The following is a 20,361-nucleotide window of genomic DNA, read 5'->3' on the forward strand; positions in this document are numbered from 1 at the left end:
ATGAACAAATGGAATATAAAAAAAGTTAATTGTTATAAAGTCTTTGTTGCTACTATCCCTCCGTTTCTATGTACGTTCTCTGACAGAATAGATGTTTAACTAAAGGCATATATAAAGTAACGTAAAAATCTGGAATATACATAATTCGACAAAAAATGTCGAAATTATGCTGATAAAAGGAACGATATCAGACCTTTATATACAAGAGCATTTTCTTGTGAATGTGTTATGAACTGGATAGTCATAAAGGTAGGTTTTACGATACATGCTAACCAAAGTAATGTATCCCAAGTTAAAAGTTTGTTTTTTGCTTTAAAATTATGTGGAAAAAATCTGAATAGGGTTGATTTTGGTTAGGGTGAAGACAATATGCACTTTGAAAATATTCATTTATGTAATCTGAAATTGAGATAATTGTATCTTAAGAATGTCACTTATTACATTTATGAAAATTAACTTTCTGCCTAGAGAGAGTTGTACAATTTGTGGACCGAAGTTAAGATGGTACAGTTCCTTTTCGGATTTAGTGGAATATAAGTTATTTATAATATTCGGCTAAATCATTACTGCGGTCATTTTTGAAGCTGTTTTACATAAGAAAAAAGAAGGTATCCCTTTTGATAATAGTGTTATCTTCTCTGAAAGATGATTATGAATAACCTTCGCTAAAGATTATATACTTAAATGATAAAGAGTTCAACAGCGGTTTAACAAATATTTTCCAAAAATTAAAAATGACCGTTTTAGTAGAAAAATTCTAAAAAACGGTCATTTTTAATTTTATATTTCTGTTAAAATTATCGGTTCGCCGCGTGTTACGACAACTGTATGTTCACATTGTGCAACAAGGCTTTTATCAGGTGTAACGAATGTCCAACCATCATCGCCACGTTCGATAATATGATCAGCTTTCATAGAAATGAATGGCTCTACAGCGATAACAAGACCGTCTTTTAGAAGCGCATTATCCATTGGATCAAAATAGCTTAAAATGTGGTTTGGTGCTTCATGTAAGCTAAGACCAATACCGTGACCAGTTAAGTTTTGAATAACATTGTATCCATTTTTATGTGCAAAGTTTGAAACGGCACGACCAATTTGGTTTTGTTTTGAACCAGCTTTCACCTTTTTCATTGCTGCCCAAAAGGCATCAACAGCTGCTTGGCAAAGCTTTTCTTTTGCTTCATCTTCTCCAAGTACAAATGAAATACCTGTATCTGCATAATAACCATCAAGTGCTGCAGATACGTCGACATTTACAAGGTCGCCTTCTTTTAATACACGATCACCTGGAATACCGTGAGCAACTTCTTCGTTTACACTGATGCAAGTTACGCCAGGGAAATCATATTCTTTTTCAGGTGCAGAAATAGCACCATGCTCATCTAATACTTTTTTACCGATCAAATCAAGCTCTTTCGTTGTCATGCCTGGCTTCGCTTCTTTTTTCATTTCTTCACGTGCAAGCGCAACGATGCGGCCGATTTTTCGTAAGCCTTCTAAATCTTGTTCATTACGAATAATCATGAAAACCACTGTCCTTCCTCGAATATATATCTTACCCGATTGTATCATGTTTATTTTCGTCCTGCTACTCGCTTGCAGTATGGCGGATTGATTCCTCTCATAAAGAATACATGACAATTGTCATATCGATGTTATGACGCATCATACTGTTTCCTAAGTTTTCCAAGGAATACAATGTAAATATAAGAAACAGCGGGGGTGGAGAGATGGAAAAGATTATTGAAGTAAATAGTGTTTCTAAAACATTTAAACATAAAAAAGCAGTAAATAACGTTTCATTTCATGTGAATAAAGGAGAAATCGTAGCATTGCTTGGACCGAATGGTGCAGGGAAAACGACGACGATGTCGATGATGCTTGGATTAAAGGATCCGACGGAAGGAACGGTTTCTATATTCGGAAAGAGTCCAAAGCATAGAGATGTTCGTAATAGCCTCGGCGCGATGTTACAAGAAGTAAGTGTCATCGATAGCATTACAGTGGAAGAGGCAATTGAGTTATTCCGTAGCTATTATACGAATCCGATAGCGAAAGAAACGTTGCTACAGTTATCGAATTTAAAATCAGAGAGAAAGCAAAGATGTGAGAAATTATCAGGAGGTCAAAAGAGAAGGTTAAATTTTGCACTCGCACTTGCAGGAAATCCAGATTTGTTATTTTTAGATGAGCCGACAGTTGGAATGGACATTACGTCTCGAAGAACATTTTGGGAAACAATTCGAAAGTTAGCAAGTGAAGGGAAAACGATTATTTTAACAACGCACTATTTAGAAGAAGCAGATGCATTAGCAAATCGTATTTTATTGTTTGCGAATGGAAAGGTTATCGCAGACGGTACGCCAGATGAGATGAAAGCGACGATTTCACGAAAAACAATCACGTTTTATTCGAAGGAAAGTATTCCTGCAAAATTACTAAAAGAATTACCAAACGTAACAGAAGTACAATCAAAAGAAGGACACTTCACTTTAACAACAGAAGATACAGATGCAACGTTAAGAGCAATTTATGAAAAGAACTTACCTGTAACAGATGTTTCTGTTGAACGTGGAAGCCTTGATGAAGCATTTGAACAATTTATCACAAATCAGGAGGGGGAAATCGCATGAGAGCTTTATGGATGCAATGCAAAATAGAAATTTTACGTACGTTTCGTAATAAATTGTTTATCTTTTTCTCATTATTAATGCCAGTTATGTTTTATTACATTTTCACAAATGTGGTTCAAGTGCCACAAAACGGAGATGCGTGGAAAGCGCATTATTTAATCTCAATGGCAACGTTCAGTATTGTAGGGACAGCACTTTTTAGTTTCGGTGTGAGAATTTCTCAAGAAAAAGGGCAGGGTTGGACACATCTTTTAAAAATTACACCACTTCCAGAGGGAGCGTATATAACAGCGAAGATTATCGCTCAAACTGTAGTGAATGCTTTTTCAATCTTAGTTATCTTTATCGCAGGAATATTAATTAATCATGTTGAGTTAACAGTAGGGCAATGGATTGGTGCTGGATTATGGTTGTTGTTAGGTGTGACACCATTTTTAGCGTTAGGAACAGTAATAGGTTCTATTAAGAAGGCGGATGCAGCAGCGGGTTTAGCGAATATTTTAAATATGAGTTTAGCTGTAATTGGCGGTCTATGGATGCCAATCGAAGTATTCCCGAAAATATTAAGATCTATCGGTGAATGGACACCAACATATCACTTCGGAAGTGGTGCATGGGATATTGTAGCTGGAAAATCGGTTGGTTGGGAAAATATCGCGGTATTAGGAGGTTATTTCCTTATATTTGTTGTAATATCAATATATATAAGAAAAAGACAGGAAGCGGTATAAATGATAGAGAAGAAGAGGATTGAGATTTTTCCGAAACATATGGGATTCTTTCCGTATATGTGGCTCGTTTATTTGTTATTTCCAATTTATAATTTAACACAAGTATCGGGATGGAAGCTTGTAATAGGAAGCGGTATGTTGATAGTTTTCATGATCACATACCGTCAACTTTATTTTGTCCAGAAGACGTTTATTTTGTGGGCTTGTATTCAAATGATACTTACGCTTTTATTTGCTTTATTTTATAATCCCTTCATGATATTCTTTGGCTTTTTCACAGCAAGTGCAATGGGGTTTGCACCAAGTAAGAAAGTATTTCGGATATTACTATGTTTGTTAGTTGTAATGCTTGGAGTATTTATAAATATGAATCAACTAACACCGACAAGTTTAGTAAATATCGTTCCGATGTTTATTTTAATGCTTCTTACACCATTTGGAATGCGTAATTTTAATCAAAAAAAGGTGTTAAGAAATCAATTAAACGAAGCAAATGAGCAAATTAAAGACTTAGTAAAACGTGAAGAGAGGCAGCGTATTGCAAGGGATCTTCATGATACGTTAGGGCATACGCTATCTCTTATTACGTTGAAAAGTCAGCTTGTTGAAAAGCTAATCGTCAAAAATCCAGAGCGCGCAAGTGCGGAAGCGAAGGAGATTACACAAACATCGCGAACTGCTTTAAAACAGCTAAGGGAGTTAATTTCTGATATGCGCATGATTACAGTGGAAGAAGAGCTTGAGCAAATAAAAGCGATCTTACAAGCTGCTAATGTTGAATTAGAGATCAAACAAGAAACGAGTGCAAGTTCGCTATCACCCATTGAACAAAATATTTTAGGAATGTGTTTACGCGAAGCTGTTACGAATGTTGTAAAGCATAGTAAGGCGACGCGTTGCATAGTTTCTGTACTAGAATCACAAGGTGAATTGATTTTGACAGTAGAAGATAACGGAATCGGTTTAGCGGACCAAAACCACGATGGGAATGGTATTCGTGGTATGAAGGAGCGAATCGCTCTTATTGATGGATTTGTTGAACTGGGTACGATTAATCCAGGAACACTATTAACAGTAAAAGTTCCAGTTGTTATTAGAACAGGAAAAGATGAGGTGAAGGCATGATTCGAATTATTATTGCAGAAGATCAGCGAATGCTTCGTGGTGCGTTAGGAGCCCTACTCGATCTAGAAGATGATATTGAAGTAATTGGGCAAGCAGCGAACGGAGAAGAGGCGCTAAAACTAATCGAATCGTTAAAACCTGATGTAAGCATTATGGATATTGAAATGCCAATTCAAAGCGGATTAGATGTTGCAGAAATGTTGAAGAAAGAAAAATCGGCATGTAAAGTAATGATTTTAACAACATTTGCGCGCCCTGGATATTTTGAACGAGCAATGAAAGCTGGTGTGCACGGATATTTATTAAAAGATAGCCCAAGCGAGGATTTAGCTGCATCAATTCGCAACGTAATGAAAGGTAAACGAGAGATCTCTCAAGATTTAATGTTCGGCTTATGGCAAGAGCAAAATCCGTTATCAGATCGCGAAAAAGAAGTATTGCTACTTGCGAAAGAAGGAAAGACAGCAAATGAAATTGCAAAGACACTTTATCTTTCACCTGGTACAGTACGTAATTATATTTCTGAAGTATTAACGAAGCTTGATGCGAAAAATAGAATTGAGGCAATTACAATTGCGGAAGAAAAGGGATGGATATGAAAAGAAGTTTACCTATGAATGGTAAGCTTCTTTTTTTGTAATTCCGTCTCAGTTATATAGTCTGGAATTAGGGGGGGATTGCGTCATATAGATTTTACTTCATTTTTCGACAAAAAATTTGTTATAGTAGGATTAGGTTATCGGTATAAATTCTGGATAACTTTACCACTAATAGTTGTGATTACTCCATTTTTATCTACTTTTATAATGAGATCTTGATCATATACTTTATAGTTTTTATAAGTTTGTGCAAGATGAAATTCGGTTTGATTTTCTTTATCGGTAGGTTGAAATTCTACATTTTTTCAGTTGTTACTTGCTCTTGTTGAGCCTTAGCCCCAGTTACCTCACCTTTTAAATACTTTTTTGCAATATTTTCTTTTATATCATTTTGAGGTTGTGTTAATTTCTAAATTGTTAAGCTAGGCTGAGCAATTTCAACTTTTACTTCATTTTTCCTAATTCTTGGGTGTGGATAGTTTTTGCCGATAAAGGATAAAAAAGACCGAGTGTAATGGAAGTATGGGCAAGTTTTCTGTAATTTATCTATAATACTCCTAATCTATTATTGGATGTGAGATGAATTGCATGAAAAATTTGCCGAATTTTATATATATTATGCATTATTTCATATCAAAAATTGTCGAATTCACATTATTGTAGTGGTATGACAACTCGAAAAATTAGATTGTTATAGTGGGATGGTGAGTAAGTATGCACGCAGAAAAATTAGGAAGTGAAATTAAGAAAATTAGGGTGATGCGGGGATTAACACAAAAACAGTTATCCGAGAATATATGTCACCAATCGGAAGTGAGCCGAATTGAATCGGGCGCGGTATACCCAAGTATGGATATATTGCAAGGTATTGCAGCAAAGTTACAAGTTCCCATTATCCATTTTTATGAGGTACTTATTTATTCTGACATGGAAAGGAATAAGCAGTTAAAAGACCGAATTATTATGCTCTGTAAGGAAAAGAAATATAAAGAAATTTATAATAAAGTATGGAATGAGTTGAAAAAGGAAGAATATCATCCTGAGCTTCAGCAGTTTCTTCAATGGCAATATCATGTAGCTGCTTACATATTGAAAAAAATTGATTACGAATATTGTATTTCAGAATTAAAGAAATTGCTCAATCAACAATTGGCAGGGATAGACGTATATCAGAACCTTTATATTGAAAACGCAATTGCAAACATTTACGCTGAAAATGGCCATTTTAAGAAGAGTATTGAGTTATATGAAAATATATTAAAACAATTAGAAGTATTACATGATAATAAAGAGTTTGATGTAAAGGTGAGACATAATCATGCAAAAGCATTATACTTGGACAATCAATACGAAGAAGCACTTTGTCATGCAAATAAAGCCATTGAATTATCGTGTCAAATTAATAGTATGACATTGATTGGACAGTTATACTATCGAAAAGTTGAATGCCTAGAAAAGCTAGAGTGTGATAGAGCAGAAATTGAAGATGCTTGCGAAAAAGCTTACTTCTTTTTCGATATATTAGGAAACCATACATTAAAAGAATTAATTATAAAAAGAATGAAGAAATAAAAAAGATTTAAAAAGCAAATATGCATAATTGCATAAGATACGGATGGATTTTCATGATATATTTAAAGAAAAAAATGCGGGTGATGGAATATGAAAAAACTACTTATTGGTAGTCTGTTAACGTTAGCAATGGCATGGGGTATTTCATTAGGAGATACAGCTTTAGAGAAAAACCAAGTAATTTCTCATAATGATCAAGAAGTACAATTAGCTTCAGATGTACCTTTTGAATATTAAAAAAACAACCGTCTTACTTAGACGGTTGTTTTTTTGTGGAGTAACCTCCAAACGTCTTTACTAGAAACGGGCTTACTAATAAAGAATCCTTGAATGTGGTCACAGTTTTGCCCATATAAAAACTTCCATTGTTCTTCGGTTTCTACACCTTCTGCGATAACTTCTAAATTTAGTTCTTTTGATAGTGTAATAATGGAAGAAATAATCGCTTCCTCTAAAGGACTAGTTGTAATTCCGCAAATAAATTCTCGAGCAATTTTTAATGTATTAATTGGATATTTTGTTAAATAAGCTAAAGAACTATAACCAGTTCCAAAGTCATCAATTGAAATTTGAATACCGAGATTTTGAAGCTGTTCTAGTTTTGCAACTACAGATTGATTTTGGTTAATGGCGATACTTTCTGTAATTTCAATATCTAGTGCTTCTGGTTTTAACTCTGTTTCTTCTAAAACCTTTGAAATAGTAGGTATTAAATTTGCATGGTTAAATTGAACAACAGATAAATTTACACCGACTTTTAAGTGAGAAAAACCTTGATTATGCCATCTTTTTGCTTCTAAGCAGGCGGTACGCAAAATCCAATTTCCAAGTTCAATAATGAATCCAGTTTCCTCGGCTAGAGGAATAAATTGGGCCGGGGATACGATACCAAGCTTTGGATGTTTCCAACGAAGTAATGCTTCAAAACCGATAATTTGTTTTGTTTTTGTGCTTACTTGCGGCTGGTATTCAAGGAAAAATTCATTTTGTTGTAATGCTTTTGCAAGTTCGCCTTCTAAAAATTGGATTTCATTTTGAGCAATACTTATTTCTTTTGAGAAGAAAACAAATCGATTTTTTCCATTTGCCTTCGCGCGATACATAGCCATATCAGCATTTTTCATTAATGCTGTTACATCTGTTCCATAATCAGGGTACATTGCAATTCCGATACTCGGTGTAATAGACAGTTCTTCGCCTTGAATGAAGAATGGTTTGTTTAAAATATTTAAAATCTGTTCAGCAATAAAAGCCGCACTTTTTTCTGAGTACATATCTGGTAATAGAATTGTAAACTCATCTCCGCCTTGGCGAGCAACGACATCCTTTGAACGTAGGCAACTGCGTAATCGTTTTGCTACTTCAATTAATAATAAGTCTCCGACGTCATGACCGAGTCTATCGTTAATTTTTTTGAATCGATCTAAATCAAGAAACATGACAGCAACATCACTTGCGCTAGTTTGAGCTGTATTTAAAATGTTTTTTAAATCCTTTTCGAACTTGCGGCGATTTGGTAGTCCAGTAAGTGCATCATGAAAGGCTAAATGCTCTACTTGTTTTTGTTTTTCATATAAAGTTGTAATATCACGTGCTATGCCGAACATCCCAACAACTTCTTTATTTATGAAAGTAGGGATGAGCGTAATGTGAAGGTAATAGTAATAACCTTCTTTTTCTTTTGTGCGAACTTCTAAAGTTTGTGGTCTACCTTTTTTCGTTAGTTGTAAAGCTTTCTTTAGTAAATCATGGTCTTTTGAGTCAATAAAGTGTAAAAGGGAATAGCTTTCTACTTCACAATAGTAGGCAGTAAATAAGCTTTCGCAAGCTGTATTAGACTGTTGGAAAATACCATACATATTTAAAGAGAAAACAGCATCCGGGTGATCTTCGAATAAAGATTTATAACGTTGTTCACTTTTTGATAACGCAGATGCACCTTCTTCTACTTTGTCTTCTAGTTGTGTAGTCAACTGCTCGTATGTATCGATTAGTGCCTGATTATCTTTCCACATATAAAGTTGTCGTAAGAACAATAAGATGAGAGATAATACTAGACCGATCAACATGAACTTATCATCCCAAGGTTGAAAGATAATAAAAGAAAAAGTAATGATTATACTAAAATAAGGTAATATAAAGCGCACATAATCAAACCGATAATATTTTGTTTTCGTTTCATGCTGCATTGGTTTATCTAAAATATATAGTATGGATGACAAACCAATTAATAAAATCGAAGCAGTATGTATTAAGTAAGAGACTTCAGAAGAAGTTTTCATCCCTGCGTTTAATTGAAAGAGATGTATATATCCGTATACAAGTATGATAGTAAAGCCGATAATTAATGAGATTCTACTAGCAGAATATTGTTCTCGTCTATATAGACTAATAACGGCGTAAATGACTAATGATTGTGCAATAAAGTATCCAATTAAAACCCAATGATCTGTTGTTAACATACGAAAGCTTGAACGGTCTAAAATAAAAGTTAAGGTAAAATAAATATTCATAATAATGATAAAGATGCTATCGAATGAAAATTGAGCTAGGCCTCTAATAGAGTAATGTTTTATGAACTTTATAGCAAAGCCAGAAAAGAGCAAAATATATTGTACGATAAAAAAGGGTAATGCCGTATATGAGAATATGACTTGGTCATATATAGAAAGTGAATGAAGAAATAAAGTTATCTCCATTGTCAATCCACACAGGCAAGTGCATAGTAATAAAACCCAAAATAATTTATCACCGCGCTTCATTTTCTTAATAGCTTTATATAAGCAATAGCAAGAAAAGAGTGCAGCAAAACAAAATAAGAAGAGAATTCCAATTTCTTTTATATTCAAGTTCTTAGGAATAAGAAATATCCAAAGAGAAAATATAATTATATATATCATAACAAAGTGTACATATTTTTTTTGATTAATCATATTATGACTCCGTTTCAATAAAGTTGAATCACAGGTGGAAAATGCTAATTCCAATCATAGCATATAAAATAGGGTGTTTTTCACTAAAAAAATTACTTTTTTTGAAAAAAATAGCTCAACATTACAATTTACCATTGTAATGTTGAGCTATTTATTCTTTTTATTCCTCTTATAGCGGATAATTCATGTATGAATTGCAGCATCGCTAAATCTTTCTGTTTACTTTCAATCATAATATCGAAATTATGATTGACTTTTTTTGCAACGTGTAAGAAAGGTTTAATAAACTCTAAATCAATATATTCCGCGTGAGCCCTAAATTCTTTTTTTGATTTAGGGGAAGAAATATGAACTTTAGGAAGGATATTTGTATGTGCCCAAGTTTCAAAAATTGCAGGAAGTAACTCTTCTAACGGTTCTTCGCAAAGATTTGCCATGTGATGATGATAATCAAATACAAATGGAATCTTTTCTTTTTGGCAAATAGATAAAGTTTCAGCAGTTGTATATGTTTTATCATCATTTTCAAGTGTCATTTGCCTTTTTATATGTGCAGGAAGTTTTTTTATGTTTTCATGGAAACGTTCAACCGCCTTTTCTTTATTTCCGTAGGCACCACCTACATGGATGTTAATATAAGAAGAATCTGCAATTCCTATTGCATCTAATACTTTATAGTGATAAGTCATATCTGTAATAGCGTTAGTTGTAATGTGTGGCTTATCGCTTGTAAATAGCGTAAATTGATTTGGATGAAAACTTACTCGTAAATTATGTTCTTTAATTAATGCCCCAATGGTACGCCAAAGCGGTGTGAACAACCCGATGTAATCAAACTCGACTTCGGGATGTGTTGCAAGTGGGACGATGGAAGAAGATAAGCGATATAATGGAATTTCATGCGCTATATTGTAATGAAGAATACGTATTGTATGCTCAAGATTCTGTCGCGTAACATCGTATAATTTATCTTCTCGTTCTTGTTTACTAAGCTTTTGAAAGCTTGTAAATGTCATCGTTTTAGCCGGAGAACAGTCCCAGAGTGCCATTGCATGTGAGACATATCCGAAACGCATAATCATAATGAATACATCTCCTTTATGCATTATCTTTCCTATAGGAAGAAAGCAAGTATTGTTCCTATCCATTCTTTGCCTCTATTAATGAGAGAATTCGGACTAACATCTTTCAAGGAAAGTAATGACGCATTTTCTAGATCTTCGTGGAATTTATTTTTTACTGTTTGTATAAAATGTTCATCATATAAAAGGCAGTTGATTTCATGGTTAATATATAAACTTCTCATATCAAAGTTTGCAGTTCCGATATCACAGATGTAGTCATCAACTATAATAACTTTAGCGTGAAAAAAACCTTGTTGAAATGCGTAAATATTACAGCCAGCTTGTATTAACTTTCGGCAATATGGGAATTTTGCTTCTCGAACAAGGGGGTGATCCGCTTTTTCTGGAACGAGAATCGTGATTTGAACCCCGCGTTTTCGTGCTTCTAATAATGCATTCATAATTTTTCTTCCAGGAATGAAATATGGTGTACCGATAAAGAGTTCTTTTTTTGCGCTTTCAATTAAATATAAAAATGTATTTTGCAAGTAGGCCCCATCAGTAGGGATAAAACGATGCAGAATGGTTCCTGGTTGTTGCTTAGGAAAATAAAGAGATGCCTCTAATAAATTTTGGTCTGTATCGTCCAGCCAATCATGTAAAAATTGCCTTTGTAAATCTTGTATTCCTTCTCCTGTAAGACGTAAATGATAATCGCGCCATAATCCTAATTTTTGATTATGCCCTAAATATTCTTCTCCAATATTAAATCCACCAATATAACCAATTTTCCCGTCGATAACTGTAATTTTTCTATGGTTTCTTTGATTTGCAGAAAAGAAAGGAAAAGGAAACTTTACTTTGTGACAAAATGAAAAAGAGACACCATGTTTTTGTAGGGAGCGAATGGCCTCATTTGATAAATGATGGCTTCCCAATCGATCGAGTAGAAGTCTTACTTCAATTCCTTCCTTTGCCTTGTCAATAAGTAACTTTAAAAATTCCCGGCTGATTTTATCGTTTTTTACAATGAAGAACAAAACGTGCACATGGTGTTTCGCCTGTTTTATATCAGTAAATAGAGCGTCATACAAATCTTTTCCGTATGTATAAAGGTGAAAATCACTTTGACGTAAAGGGAAAGAACGAGAACGTACACGCTTTAAATGAACAATTCTCCCATAAGAAAGATCAATTACAATCCAGAGAGTGCTACCTATTAATAAGAGAGATAAGAAGAACATGAGTAAATTCCCTCCTTCACGGTCTTTTCACCATTCGTTTTTTATAAATCAAACATTCATTTTATCCTGTTATTTGTGGGCTAATAATTAGTAGGGAGTAAATAACTTCTACTGATTAAAGTTTCACTTTATAGTTTCACCGAAATAAACAGCTTTATTAAAAAATATGTTGTTGTATAACAAAAAACTGTTGACTGAATGCTCACTCATTATATAATGAAGGTAGGGGATAAAATTCAGAAAATTATATGTTTTTGAAGAATCTAAAAAAGAAAGAGGGCTTACAAAGAGAGGGGTAGCATAAAAATGAATAGCTTACTGATCATGAATTGGCTGGCTGCCATTGCTGTTATTGCTTATGCGGGATATTTGTTTGTGTATCTTATACGAACGAGGATGGCCTACATACAGTTAGGAAAAAAGATTGAATTTGACCGTCGTTTTAAAGAGCGTTGGGATCTCCTTAAGGTCAATGTTTTCGGTCAGAAAAAGCTGCTGAAAGATAAAAAGAGCGGCATTATTCACGTTATGTTCTTTTACGGATTTATTCTTGTCCAATTTGGAGCAATTGACTTCGTTTGGAAAGGACTCGCACCAGGATCACATCTTCCACTTGGACCACTATACCCTGCATTTACATTCTTCCAGGAAATTGTCACACTTGTTATTTTAATTGCAGTCTTTTGGGCTTTTCATCGACGTTATGTTGAGAAGCTAGTTCGTTTAAAACGTAATTTCAAATCAGGCCTTGTTCTTATCTTCATCGGTGGCTTAATGATTTCTGTGCTACTCGGTAATGGGATGGGAATTATATGGCATGGCGAGGAGCTTTCATGGAGTGAGCCAATCGCTTCTGCAATCGCTTACGTTTTCTCAGGGATAAATGAAACCGCAGCCATTTCTGTGTTCTATTTCTCTTGGTGGGTGCATTTACTAATTTTGTTAACGTTTTTAGTTTATGTTCCACAATCGAAACACGCGCATTTAATTGCGGGACCAGCTAACGTTTTCTTCGGCCGCCTTTCAAATCCAGGGAAACTTGAAAAGATTGACTTTGAAGATGAAACACAAGAAACATTTGGTGTTGGTAAAATCGAAGACTTTAGACAAAATCAGCTTATTGATTTATACGCTTGCGTAGAGTGTGGTCGTTGTACAAATATGTGTCCGGCAACAGGAACAGGGAAAATGTTATCGCCGATGGATTTGATTTTAAAACTTCGCGATCATTTAACTGATAAAGGAGCTGCAGTGACATCAAAAGCACCGTGGGTTCCGGTAGTTGCTTTTAATAATACACAAGGAAATCAGTTAGCGATGATGGCAGCGGGGAAAGGACAACAAGAATCTGCAGTCACAACACTCGCTTACGATCCGAGTTTAATTGGAGATGTTATTACAGAAGAAGAGATTTGGGCTTGTACAACGTGTCGTAACTGTGAAGATCAGTGTCCGGTTATGAATGAGCATGTTGATAAAATTATTGATTTACGCCGCTATCTCGTTTTAACAGAAGGAAAGATGGATGCGGAAGCGCAACGTGCGATGACAAACATCGAGCGTCAAGGGAATCCGTGGGGTCTAAACCGTAAAGAGCGTGAAACTTGGCGCCAAGGTGATGATGAAGTAACGGTTCCAACTGTAAAAGAAAAATCGAAAGCTGGCGAGGAGTTCGAATATTTATTCTGGGTTGGTTCAATGGGATCATATGATAATCGTAGTCAGAAGATTGCGATATCGTTTGCGAAGTTGATGAACGAAGCAGGCATTTCATTTGCAATACTCGGTAATAAGGAGAAGAACTCTGGAGATACACCGCGCCGCCTTGGAAATGAATTTGTCTTCCAAGAGATGGCGACAAAAAATATCGAGGAATTTGAAAAAGCAGGAGTGAAGAAAATCGTTACGATTGACCCTCATGCTTATAACACATTTAAAAATGAGTATCCGGACTTTGGCTTGCAAGCAGAAGTCTATCATCATACAGAACTGTTAGCTCAGTGGGTGAAAGAAGGACGCTTAAAACCGGTTCACGCTATTGAGGAAACAGTTACGTACCATGATTCCTGCTACTTAGGAAGATACAACGAAGTATACGAAGCGCCACGAGACATTTTGAAAGCGATTCCTGGTGTGAACCTTGTAGAAATGGCACGTAACCGTGAAACGGGAATGTGCTGTGGAGCAGGTGGTGGCTTAATGTGGATGGAGGAAACAACAGGTTCACGCATTAACGTTGCTCGTACAGAACAAGCATTAGCTGTACAGCCATCCATTATCGGTACAGGATGTCCTTATTGCTTAACGATGATTAGTGATGGGACGAAAGCGAAAGAAGTTGAAGAGAAAGTTCAAACTCTCGATGTAACAGAGATTTTAGAACGTTCAGTGATTGGACAGAAGAAAGAAGCAATCTAGTTTGTAGGAATGCATACAACTTTAGAAAGAGGTGCAATTATTGCACCTCTTCTCAACGTAGGAACACCGAGCGCACGCTCAGTGATAAAAAGAAATGGGGGAAAGAAACATGAGTAAAACAGTTATTTTAAGTGCTGCAAGAACACCGGTTGGGAAATTTGGAGGGTCTTTAAAAGATGTAAAAGCAACAGAACTTGGAGGGATTGCAATTAAAGCGGCGCTTGAAAGAGCAAATGTTTCTGCTAGTGATGTTGAGGAAGTTATATTCGGAACGGTTATTCAAGGTGGACAGGGACAAATTCCATCACGCCAAGCGGCGAGGGCTGCTGGAATCCCTTGGGAAGTGCAGACGGAAACAGTGAATAAAGTTTGTGCGTCGGGGCTTCGTGCGGTTACGTTAGCGGATCAAATTATTCGTACTGGCGATCAATCATTGATTGTAGCTGGTGGTATGGAGTCGATGAGTAACAGTCCTTACATTTTACGAGGAGCAAGATGGGGATACAGAATGGGCAACAACGAAGTCGTTGATTTAAACATTGCTGACGGTTTAACATGCGCATTTTCTGGTATACACATGGGTGTTTATGGCGGAGAAGTTGCGAAGGAAGATGGAATTTCTCGCGAAGCGCAAGATGAATGGGCATATCGTAGCCACCAACGTGCGGTTTCAGCACATAAAGAAGGGCGTTTTGAAGAGGAAATCGTGCCAGTAACGATTCCGCAAAGAAAAGGCGATCCTATTGTCGTTGCAAAGGATGAGGCGCCACGCGCGGATACAACAATTGAAAAGTTAGCAAAATTAAAACCTGTATTTGATAAAACAGCGACAGTGACAGCTGGTAATGCACCAGGCTTAAACGATGGTGGTGCTGCACTTGTATTAATGAGCGAAGACAGAGCGAAGCAAGAAGGAAGAAAGCCGTTAGCGACAATTTTGGCACATACAGCAATTGCAGTGGAGTCTAAAGATTTCCCGAGAACGCCAGGTTATGCAATTAACGCATTGCTTGAAAAAACAGGCAAGACAATTGAAGACATCGATTTATTCGAGATTAATGAAGCATTTGCAGCGGTAGCAATTGCAAGTACAGAGATTGCGGGAATTGATCCAGAAAAATTGAATGTAAATGGCGGCGCAGTGGCGATGGGGCATCCGATTGGAGCAAGCGGAGCGCGCATTATCGTTACACTAATCCATGCACTGAAGCAACGCGGCGGCGGAATTGGAATTGCTTCGATTTGTAGCGGTGGTGGTCAAGGTGATGCAGTGATGATTGAAGTTCACTAATTAAGATTAGACGGTATATAGTTTATTGAAAATTAAGGGGGAAGAAGAAATGAGTGTACAAAAAATTGTTGTAATTGGTGCAGGACAAATGGGATCAGGAATTGCACAAGTATGTGCAATGGCAGGATACGATGTGAAGGTTCAAGATTTAAAACAGGAGCAATTAGATAGAGGATTGGCTATTATTACGAAAAACTTAGCACGCCAAGTAGAAAAGGGGCGCATGAAGGAAGAAGAAAAGGAAGCGACATTAAACCGTCTTGCAGTAACGCTTGATTTAGATTGTGTGAAGGAAGCGGATCTTATTATCGAAGCAGCTGTCGAGAAAATGGATATTAAAAAGAAAATCTTTGCGAATTTAGATGAAATTGCTCCAGAACACGCAATTTTAGCGACAAATACGTCATCTTTGCCAATTACAGAAATTGCCGCGGTAACGAAACGTCCGGAAAAAGTAATCGGTATGCACTTTATGAATCCGGTTCCGGTTATGAAACTTGTTGAAATTATTCGTGGTTTGGCTACAGATGATGCGGTATACGAAACAATTGAGGATATTACGAAGAAAATTGGCAAAGTACCAGTTGAAGTAAATGATTTCCCAGGATTTGTATCGAACCGTATTTTATTACCGATGATTAACGAAGCAATCTATACGTTATATGAAGGGGTAGCGACGAAAGAAGCAATTGATGAAGTAATGAAACTTGGTATGAATCACCCGATGGGCCCTTTAACGCTCGCTGATTTTATCGGTTTAGACACATGTTTATACATTATGGAAGTGTTGCATGAAGGTTTAGGTGATAGTAAATATCGCCCATGTCCATTGCTACGTAAGTACGTAAATGCAGGATGGTTAGGACGTAAAACAGGTCGTGGTTTCTACGTTTACGAATAAATCCCCCTTTGTTACAAAATAGTGGTCTTACCAAATTGTTAAAAGGTTATATAGCAAATGGAGGCGGAGTATATGAACTTTCGTTTTAATGAAGAGCAGCAAATGATGAGGAAAATGGTTCGAGATTTTGCACAGAAGGAAATTGCTCCCTTTGTTCCTAGTATGGAACAAGGGGTGTTCCCAAAAGAGATTTTGCAGAAGATGGGTGAGCTTGGATTAATGGGAATTCCAGCGCCTGCAAAATACGGTGGTGCAGAAATGGATTTTATTTCTTACATTTTAGCAATTGAAGAAATTTCAAAGGTAAGCGCAACAGTTGGTGTAATTTTAGCTGTGCATACGTCAGTTGGAATGAACCCGATTTTATATTTCGGAACAGAAGAACAGAAAGAGAAATACGTTTCTAAACTTGCGACTGGTGAATATTTAGGTGCATTTGCATTAACAGAACCAAATGCAGGATCGGATGCAGGAAGTTTGAAATCAAGAGCTGTGAAGAAAGGCGATCATTACATTATTAATGGATCGAAGGTGTTCATTACAAATGGTGGTGAAGCAAGTACATATATTGTATTCGCTTCTACAAATCCAGAGGCAGGAAAGAGTGGGATTTCTGCATTCATAGTAGAGAAAGATACACCAGGCTTAATCATCGGTAAAGATGAGCATAAAATGGGACTGCTCGGTTCTCGCACTGTACAACTTACGTTCGAGGATATGAAGGTACCGGCTGAGAATTTACTTGGTGAAGAAGGACAAGGATTTAAAGTAGCGATGGCGAATTTAGATGTTGGGCGAATTGGAATTGGGGCGCAAGCATTAGGGATTGCTGAAGCGGCGCTTGCATGTGCGATTGATTATGCGAAAGAACGTGAGCAATTCGGAAAGCCAATTGCGGCGCAGCAAGGGATTGGCTTCAAACTTGCAGATATGGCAACTAGCGTAGAAGCGGCGCGATTACTTGTATATAGGGCGGCATCGCTAAGAGCGCAAGGATTACCATGTGGTAAAGAAGCATCTATTGCGAAATTATTCGCTTCTAAAACAGCTGTTGAAGTTGCGATTGAAGCAGTGCAAGTATTTGGTGGTTACGGTTATACGAAAGATTATCCAGTAGAAAGATTTTTCCGTGATGCGAAAATCACGCAAATATATGAAGGAACGAGTGAAATACAGAAACTTGTTATTAGCCGGGCTTTATAAAAGCATAAGGGGGAGACGGGCATGCATTTTAAACTATCAGAAGAACATGAAATGATAAGAAAAATGGTTCGGGACTTTGCTAAGAACGAAGTAGCACCGACAGCAGCTGAACGTGATGAAGAAGAGAGGTTTGATCGTGCGCTATTTGATCAAATGGCAGAGCTTGGTTTAACCGGAATTCCGTGGCCTGAAGAATACGGCGGAATTGGAAGCGATTACTTGGCGTATGTAATTGCTATTGAAGAATTATCACGCGTATGTGCTTCTACAGGTGTAACATTGTCTGCACATACTTCACTTGCTGGTTGGCCAATTTTTAAATTTGGAACAGAAGAGCAAAAGCAAACATTTTTACGACCGATGGCTGAAGGAAAGAAAATTGGTGCATACGGCTTAACGGAGCCAGGATCTGGATCGGATGCTGGTGGAATGAAGACGATCGCCAAAAGAGATGGAGACCATTATGTATTAAATGGATCAAAAATATTTATCACTAATGGTGGTATTGCTGATATTTATGTTGTTTTCGCATTAACTGATCCTGAATCGAAGCAGCGTGGCACGAGTGCATTTATAGTGGAAAGTGATACACCAGGATTTTCAGTTGGGAAGAAGGAGAGTAAATTAGGGATTCGCTCTTCACCAACAACTGAAATTATGTTCGAAGATTGCCGTATTCCTGTAGAGAATTTACTAGGGGAAGAAGGACAAGGGTTTAAGATAGCGATGCAAACATTAGATGGTGGCCGTAACGGTATTGCAGCACAAGCCGTTGGCATTGCACAAGGGGCTTTAGATGCTTCCGTAGAATATGCAAGAGAGCGTCATCAGTTTGGGAAGCCGATTGCGGTGCAGCAAGGGATTGGCTTTAAACTTGCAGATATGGCAACGGATGTGGAGGCGGCGCGTCTTCTAACATATCAAGCAGCTTGGCTGGAATCGGAAGGACTTCCTTATGGGAAAGAGTCGGCGATGTCAAAAGTATTTGCAGGCGATGCCGCGATGAAGGTGACGACTGAAGCGGTACAAGTATTTGGTGGTTACGGTTATACGAAAGATTATCCGGTAGAGCGATATATGCGAGATGCAAAGATTACACAGATATATGAAGGAACACAAGAGATTCAAAGGCTCGTAATTTCTCGTATGTTAACGAAGTAGGATCAAAGGCGTAGGTATTTTCCTACGCTTTTTCCTTCCAAAAAATAATAGAGAGGTGAAGGGGATGGTTAAACATAATGTGCATGCATCAGTGAAAGATGAAAAATTAGTCGCGTTAAGGCGTGAACAAATGATTAAAGGTGCAGTGCAACTGTTTAAACAAAAAGGATTTCCGCGTACAACAACGAGAGAGATTGCAAAGGCAGCTGGATTTAGTATTGGAACGCTTTATGAATACATTCGTACAAAAGATGATGTTTTGTATTTAGTTTGTGATAGTATTTATGAACATGTAAAAGAAAGATTAGAGGAAGTAGTTTGTACGGAAAAAGGAAGTGTAGAAAGTTTAAAGATAGCAATAACGAATTATTTTAAAGTGATGGACGAATTGCAGGAAGAAGTATTAATAATGTATCAAGAGGTACGCTTCTTACCGAAAGAATCACTCCCGTACGTATTAGAAAAGGAGTTTCAAATGGTAGGAATGTTTGAGAATATTTTAGAACAGTGTACGGAAAACGGAACATTTACATTAAATAAAAAAGAAATACAGCTTCTTGCGCATAATATTTTTATACAAGGACAGATGTGGGGATTTCGACGTTGGGCGCTGCAAAAGCTATATACGCTCGAAGAATATACAGACATGCAAATTAGGTATGTATTACAAGGGGCCCATATGCTTCCGAAATAAGGAATGTATACTACCCTATAAAAGTTTCCCGTTTTTTTTGTAGCATATTTGTGTGACTTTTGTTTATAATGAATAGTATGGATTTTTTTAAGCAGGCCGTTATATATAAGGTTATATTTGATGAAAGGAAGTGCCGCATAAGTGGATTTTAAGCAATATTCACCAGAAGAGCTAAAAGAATGTTCAATGATTGAAGTTGTACATAGCGTTTTAGGGGATAAAAAACAAGCAACGACATTCAACGAGTTGGTTCAAGAAATCGCTCAAGTGCTGGGACTATCTCAAGAGCAAGTTAATGCGAAAATCGCACAATTTTATACAGACTTAAACATCGATGGACGTTTCATTAATTTAGGAGAAAATCGTTGGGGGCTACGCAGCTGGTACCCATACGAGCAAATTGATGAAGAAATCTTGCCTCAACCAAAACCGAAGAAGAAACGTAAAGTTGAAGAAGACGGTTTTGACGACTACATTGACGAAGATGAAGATGACTTTGATGATGTAGATGGAAATGAAGACGAAGATGATGATGTAGAAGATTTGGACAAGGTTCTTGAAGACGAAGACGGAGACGACGATGATCTTGATGATTTAGACGAAGATGAAGATGACTTCGCTGAAGAAGAACTTGAGTATGATGAAACTGAAGAAGAAGAAGAGGAAGAACTGTAGTTCTTGACTTTTCATTATCGTCCATGTAGAATCATTTTTGGGCTCTTTAAAAAAGGACGATAATACTTTTAAAGTGTAAATATAAAAGAAAATTGCTCCCTACTTATTACTTTA

At 36.6% G+C, this 20,361-nt stretch carries 16 protein-coding genes and 2 pseudogenes; 13 read left to right on the forward strand and 5 right to left on the reverse strand.

Annotation, left to right across the window (positions count from 1 at the left end; genetic code table 11):
• Positions 1–780 precede the first annotated feature (780 nt).
• Positions 781–1,575, reverse strand: coding sequence for a type I methionyl aminopeptidase (gene map, locus LMD38_RS00035; RefSeq protein ID WP_002096176.1), 795 nt, complete (start codon positions 1,573–1,575; stop codon positions 781–783).
• A 158-nt stretch (positions 1,576–1,733) separates the two neighbouring features.
• On the opposite strand from map, the gene LMD38_RS00040 reads away from it, so the two are divergent.
• Genes LMD38_RS00040 through LMD38_RS00055 form a run of 4 tightly spaced genes read left to right on the forward strand, consistent with a single transcriptional unit; the run spans position 1,734 to position 5,091 of the window.
• The gene (locus tag LMD38_RS00040) at positions 1,734–2,636 is read left to right on the forward strand and encodes an ABC transporter ATP-binding protein (protein ID WP_061184172.1); all 903 of its coding nucleotides are present in this window, start codon (positions 1,734–1,736) and stop codon (positions 2,634–2,636) included.
• Positions 2,633–3,367: an ABC transporter permease gene (locus LMD38_RS00045; protein ID WP_061184173.1), complete on the forward strand. Its 735-nt coding sequence runs from the start codon at positions 2,633–2,635 to the stop codon at positions 3,365–3,367. Before LMD38_RS00040 ends, LMD38_RS00045 begins: the two co-directional genes overlap by 4 nt.
• Positions 3,368–4,492, forward strand: a complete 1,125-nt coding sequence (locus tag LMD38_RS00050) for a sensor histidine kinase (RefSeq protein ID WP_061184174.1) — start codon at positions 3,368–3,370, stop codon at positions 4,490–4,492.
• Positions 4,489–5,091: a response regulator transcription factor gene (locus tag LMD38_RS00055; RefSeq protein WP_227585660.1), complete on the forward strand. Its 603-nt coding sequence runs from the start codon at positions 4,489–4,491 to the stop codon at positions 5,089–5,091. Before LMD38_RS00050 ends, LMD38_RS00055 begins: the two co-directional genes overlap by 4 nt.
• Before the next feature lie 86 nt (positions 5,092–5,177).
• On the opposite strand, the pseudogene LMD38_RS00060 reads toward LMD38_RS00055, so the two are convergent.
• Positions 5,178–5,637: pseudogene (locus LMD38_RS00060) on the reverse strand (M4 family metallopeptidase); the annotation flags it as partial.
• Between the two features lie 168 nt (positions 5,638–5,805).
• Here LMD38_RS00060 and plcR point away from each other — a divergent pair.
• Both plcR and papR read left to right on the forward strand, forming a co-directional pair.
• Entirely contained in the window at positions 5,806–6,663 is an 858-nt protein-coding gene (plcR, locus tag LMD38_RS00065; RefSeq protein ID WP_000542932.1) for a transcriptional regulator PlcR, read from the forward strand.
• A 90-nt stretch (positions 6,664–6,753) separates the two neighbouring features.
• Positions 6,754–6,900, forward strand: a complete 147-nt coding sequence (gene papR / locus LMD38_RS00070; protein WP_000734728.1) for a quorum-sensing peptide PapR — start codon at positions 6,754–6,756, stop codon at positions 6,898–6,900.
• A gap of 17 nt (positions 6,901–6,917) precedes the next feature.
• On the opposite strand, the gene LMD38_RS00075 is transcribed toward papR, so the two are convergent.
• From LMD38_RS00075 to cls, 3 genes are all read right to left on the reverse strand, one after another.
• A complete protein-coding gene (locus LMD38_RS00075; protein WP_029141240.1) occupies positions 6,918–9,596 on the reverse strand; it encodes a DUF4084 domain-containing protein in 2,679 nt (892 codons plus the stop codon).
• Between the two features lie 128 nt (positions 9,597–9,724).
• Entirely contained in the window at positions 9,725–10,678 is a 954-nt protein-coding gene (gene uvsE, locus LMD38_RS00080) for a UV DNA damage repair endonuclease UvsE (RefSeq protein WP_061184176.1), read from the reverse strand.
• A 32-nt stretch (positions 10,679–10,710) separates the two neighbouring features.
• Entirely contained in the window at positions 10,711–11,904 is a 1,194-nt protein-coding gene (gene cls, locus LMD38_RS00085) for a cardiolipin synthase (protein ID WP_100633531.1), read from the reverse strand.
• 306 nt (positions 11,905–12,210) lie between these two features.
• On the opposite strand from cls, the gene LMD38_RS00090 reads away from it, so the two are divergent.
• The 7 genes and pseudogenes from LMD38_RS00090 to rpoE all read left to right on the forward strand — a co-directional run bounded on the left by LMD38_RS00090 (position 12,211) and on the right by rpoE (position 20,247).
• Positions 12,211–14,322, forward strand: coding sequence for a (Fe-S)-binding protein (locus LMD38_RS00090; protein WP_016719011.1), 2,112 nt, complete (start codon positions 12,211–12,213; stop codon positions 14,320–14,322).
• 9 nt (positions 14,323–14,331) lie between these two features.
• Positions 14,332–15,613 (forward strand): annotated as a pseudogene (locus tag LMD38_RS00095) (acetyl-CoA C-acetyltransferase).
• 49 nt (positions 15,614–15,662) lie between these two features.
• Entirely contained in the window at positions 15,663–16,514 is an 852-nt protein-coding gene (locus tag LMD38_RS00100; RefSeq protein ID WP_000116031.1) for a 3-hydroxybutyryl-CoA dehydrogenase, read from the forward strand.
• Between the two features lie 72 nt (positions 16,515–16,586).
• Complete coding sequence (locus tag LMD38_RS00105) at positions 16,587–17,717, forward strand: acyl-CoA dehydrogenase (RefSeq protein ID WP_001011168.1); 1,131 nt, start codon at positions 16,587–16,589, stop codon at positions 17,715–17,717.
• Between the two features lie 21 nt (positions 17,718–17,738).
• Positions 17,739–18,878 (forward strand): acyl-CoA dehydrogenase AcdA, encoded by a 1,140-nt coding sequence (gene acdA, locus LMD38_RS00110; RefSeq protein ID WP_000545534.1) that lies wholly within the window; start codon positions 17,739–17,741, stop codon positions 18,876–18,878.
• 64 nt (positions 18,879–18,942) lie between these two features.
• Entirely contained in the window at positions 18,943–19,572 is a 630-nt protein-coding gene (locus LMD38_RS00115; protein WP_000238604.1) for a TetR/AcrR family transcriptional regulator, read from the forward strand.
• Between the two features lie 141 nt (positions 19,573–19,713).
• Positions 19,714–20,247 (forward strand): DNA-directed RNA polymerase subunit delta, encoded by a 534-nt coding sequence (gene rpoE / locus LMD38_RS00120; protein WP_000346275.1) that lies wholly within the window; start codon positions 19,714–19,716, stop codon positions 20,245–20,247.
• Positions 20,248–20,361 lie beyond the last annotated feature (114 nt).

Origin of the sequence: Bacillus pacificus, from assembly GCF_020861345.1 — a bacterium.
Classification (GTDB): domain Bacteria; phylum Bacillota; class Bacilli; order Bacillales; family Bacillaceae_G; genus Bacillus_A; species Bacillus_A pacificus.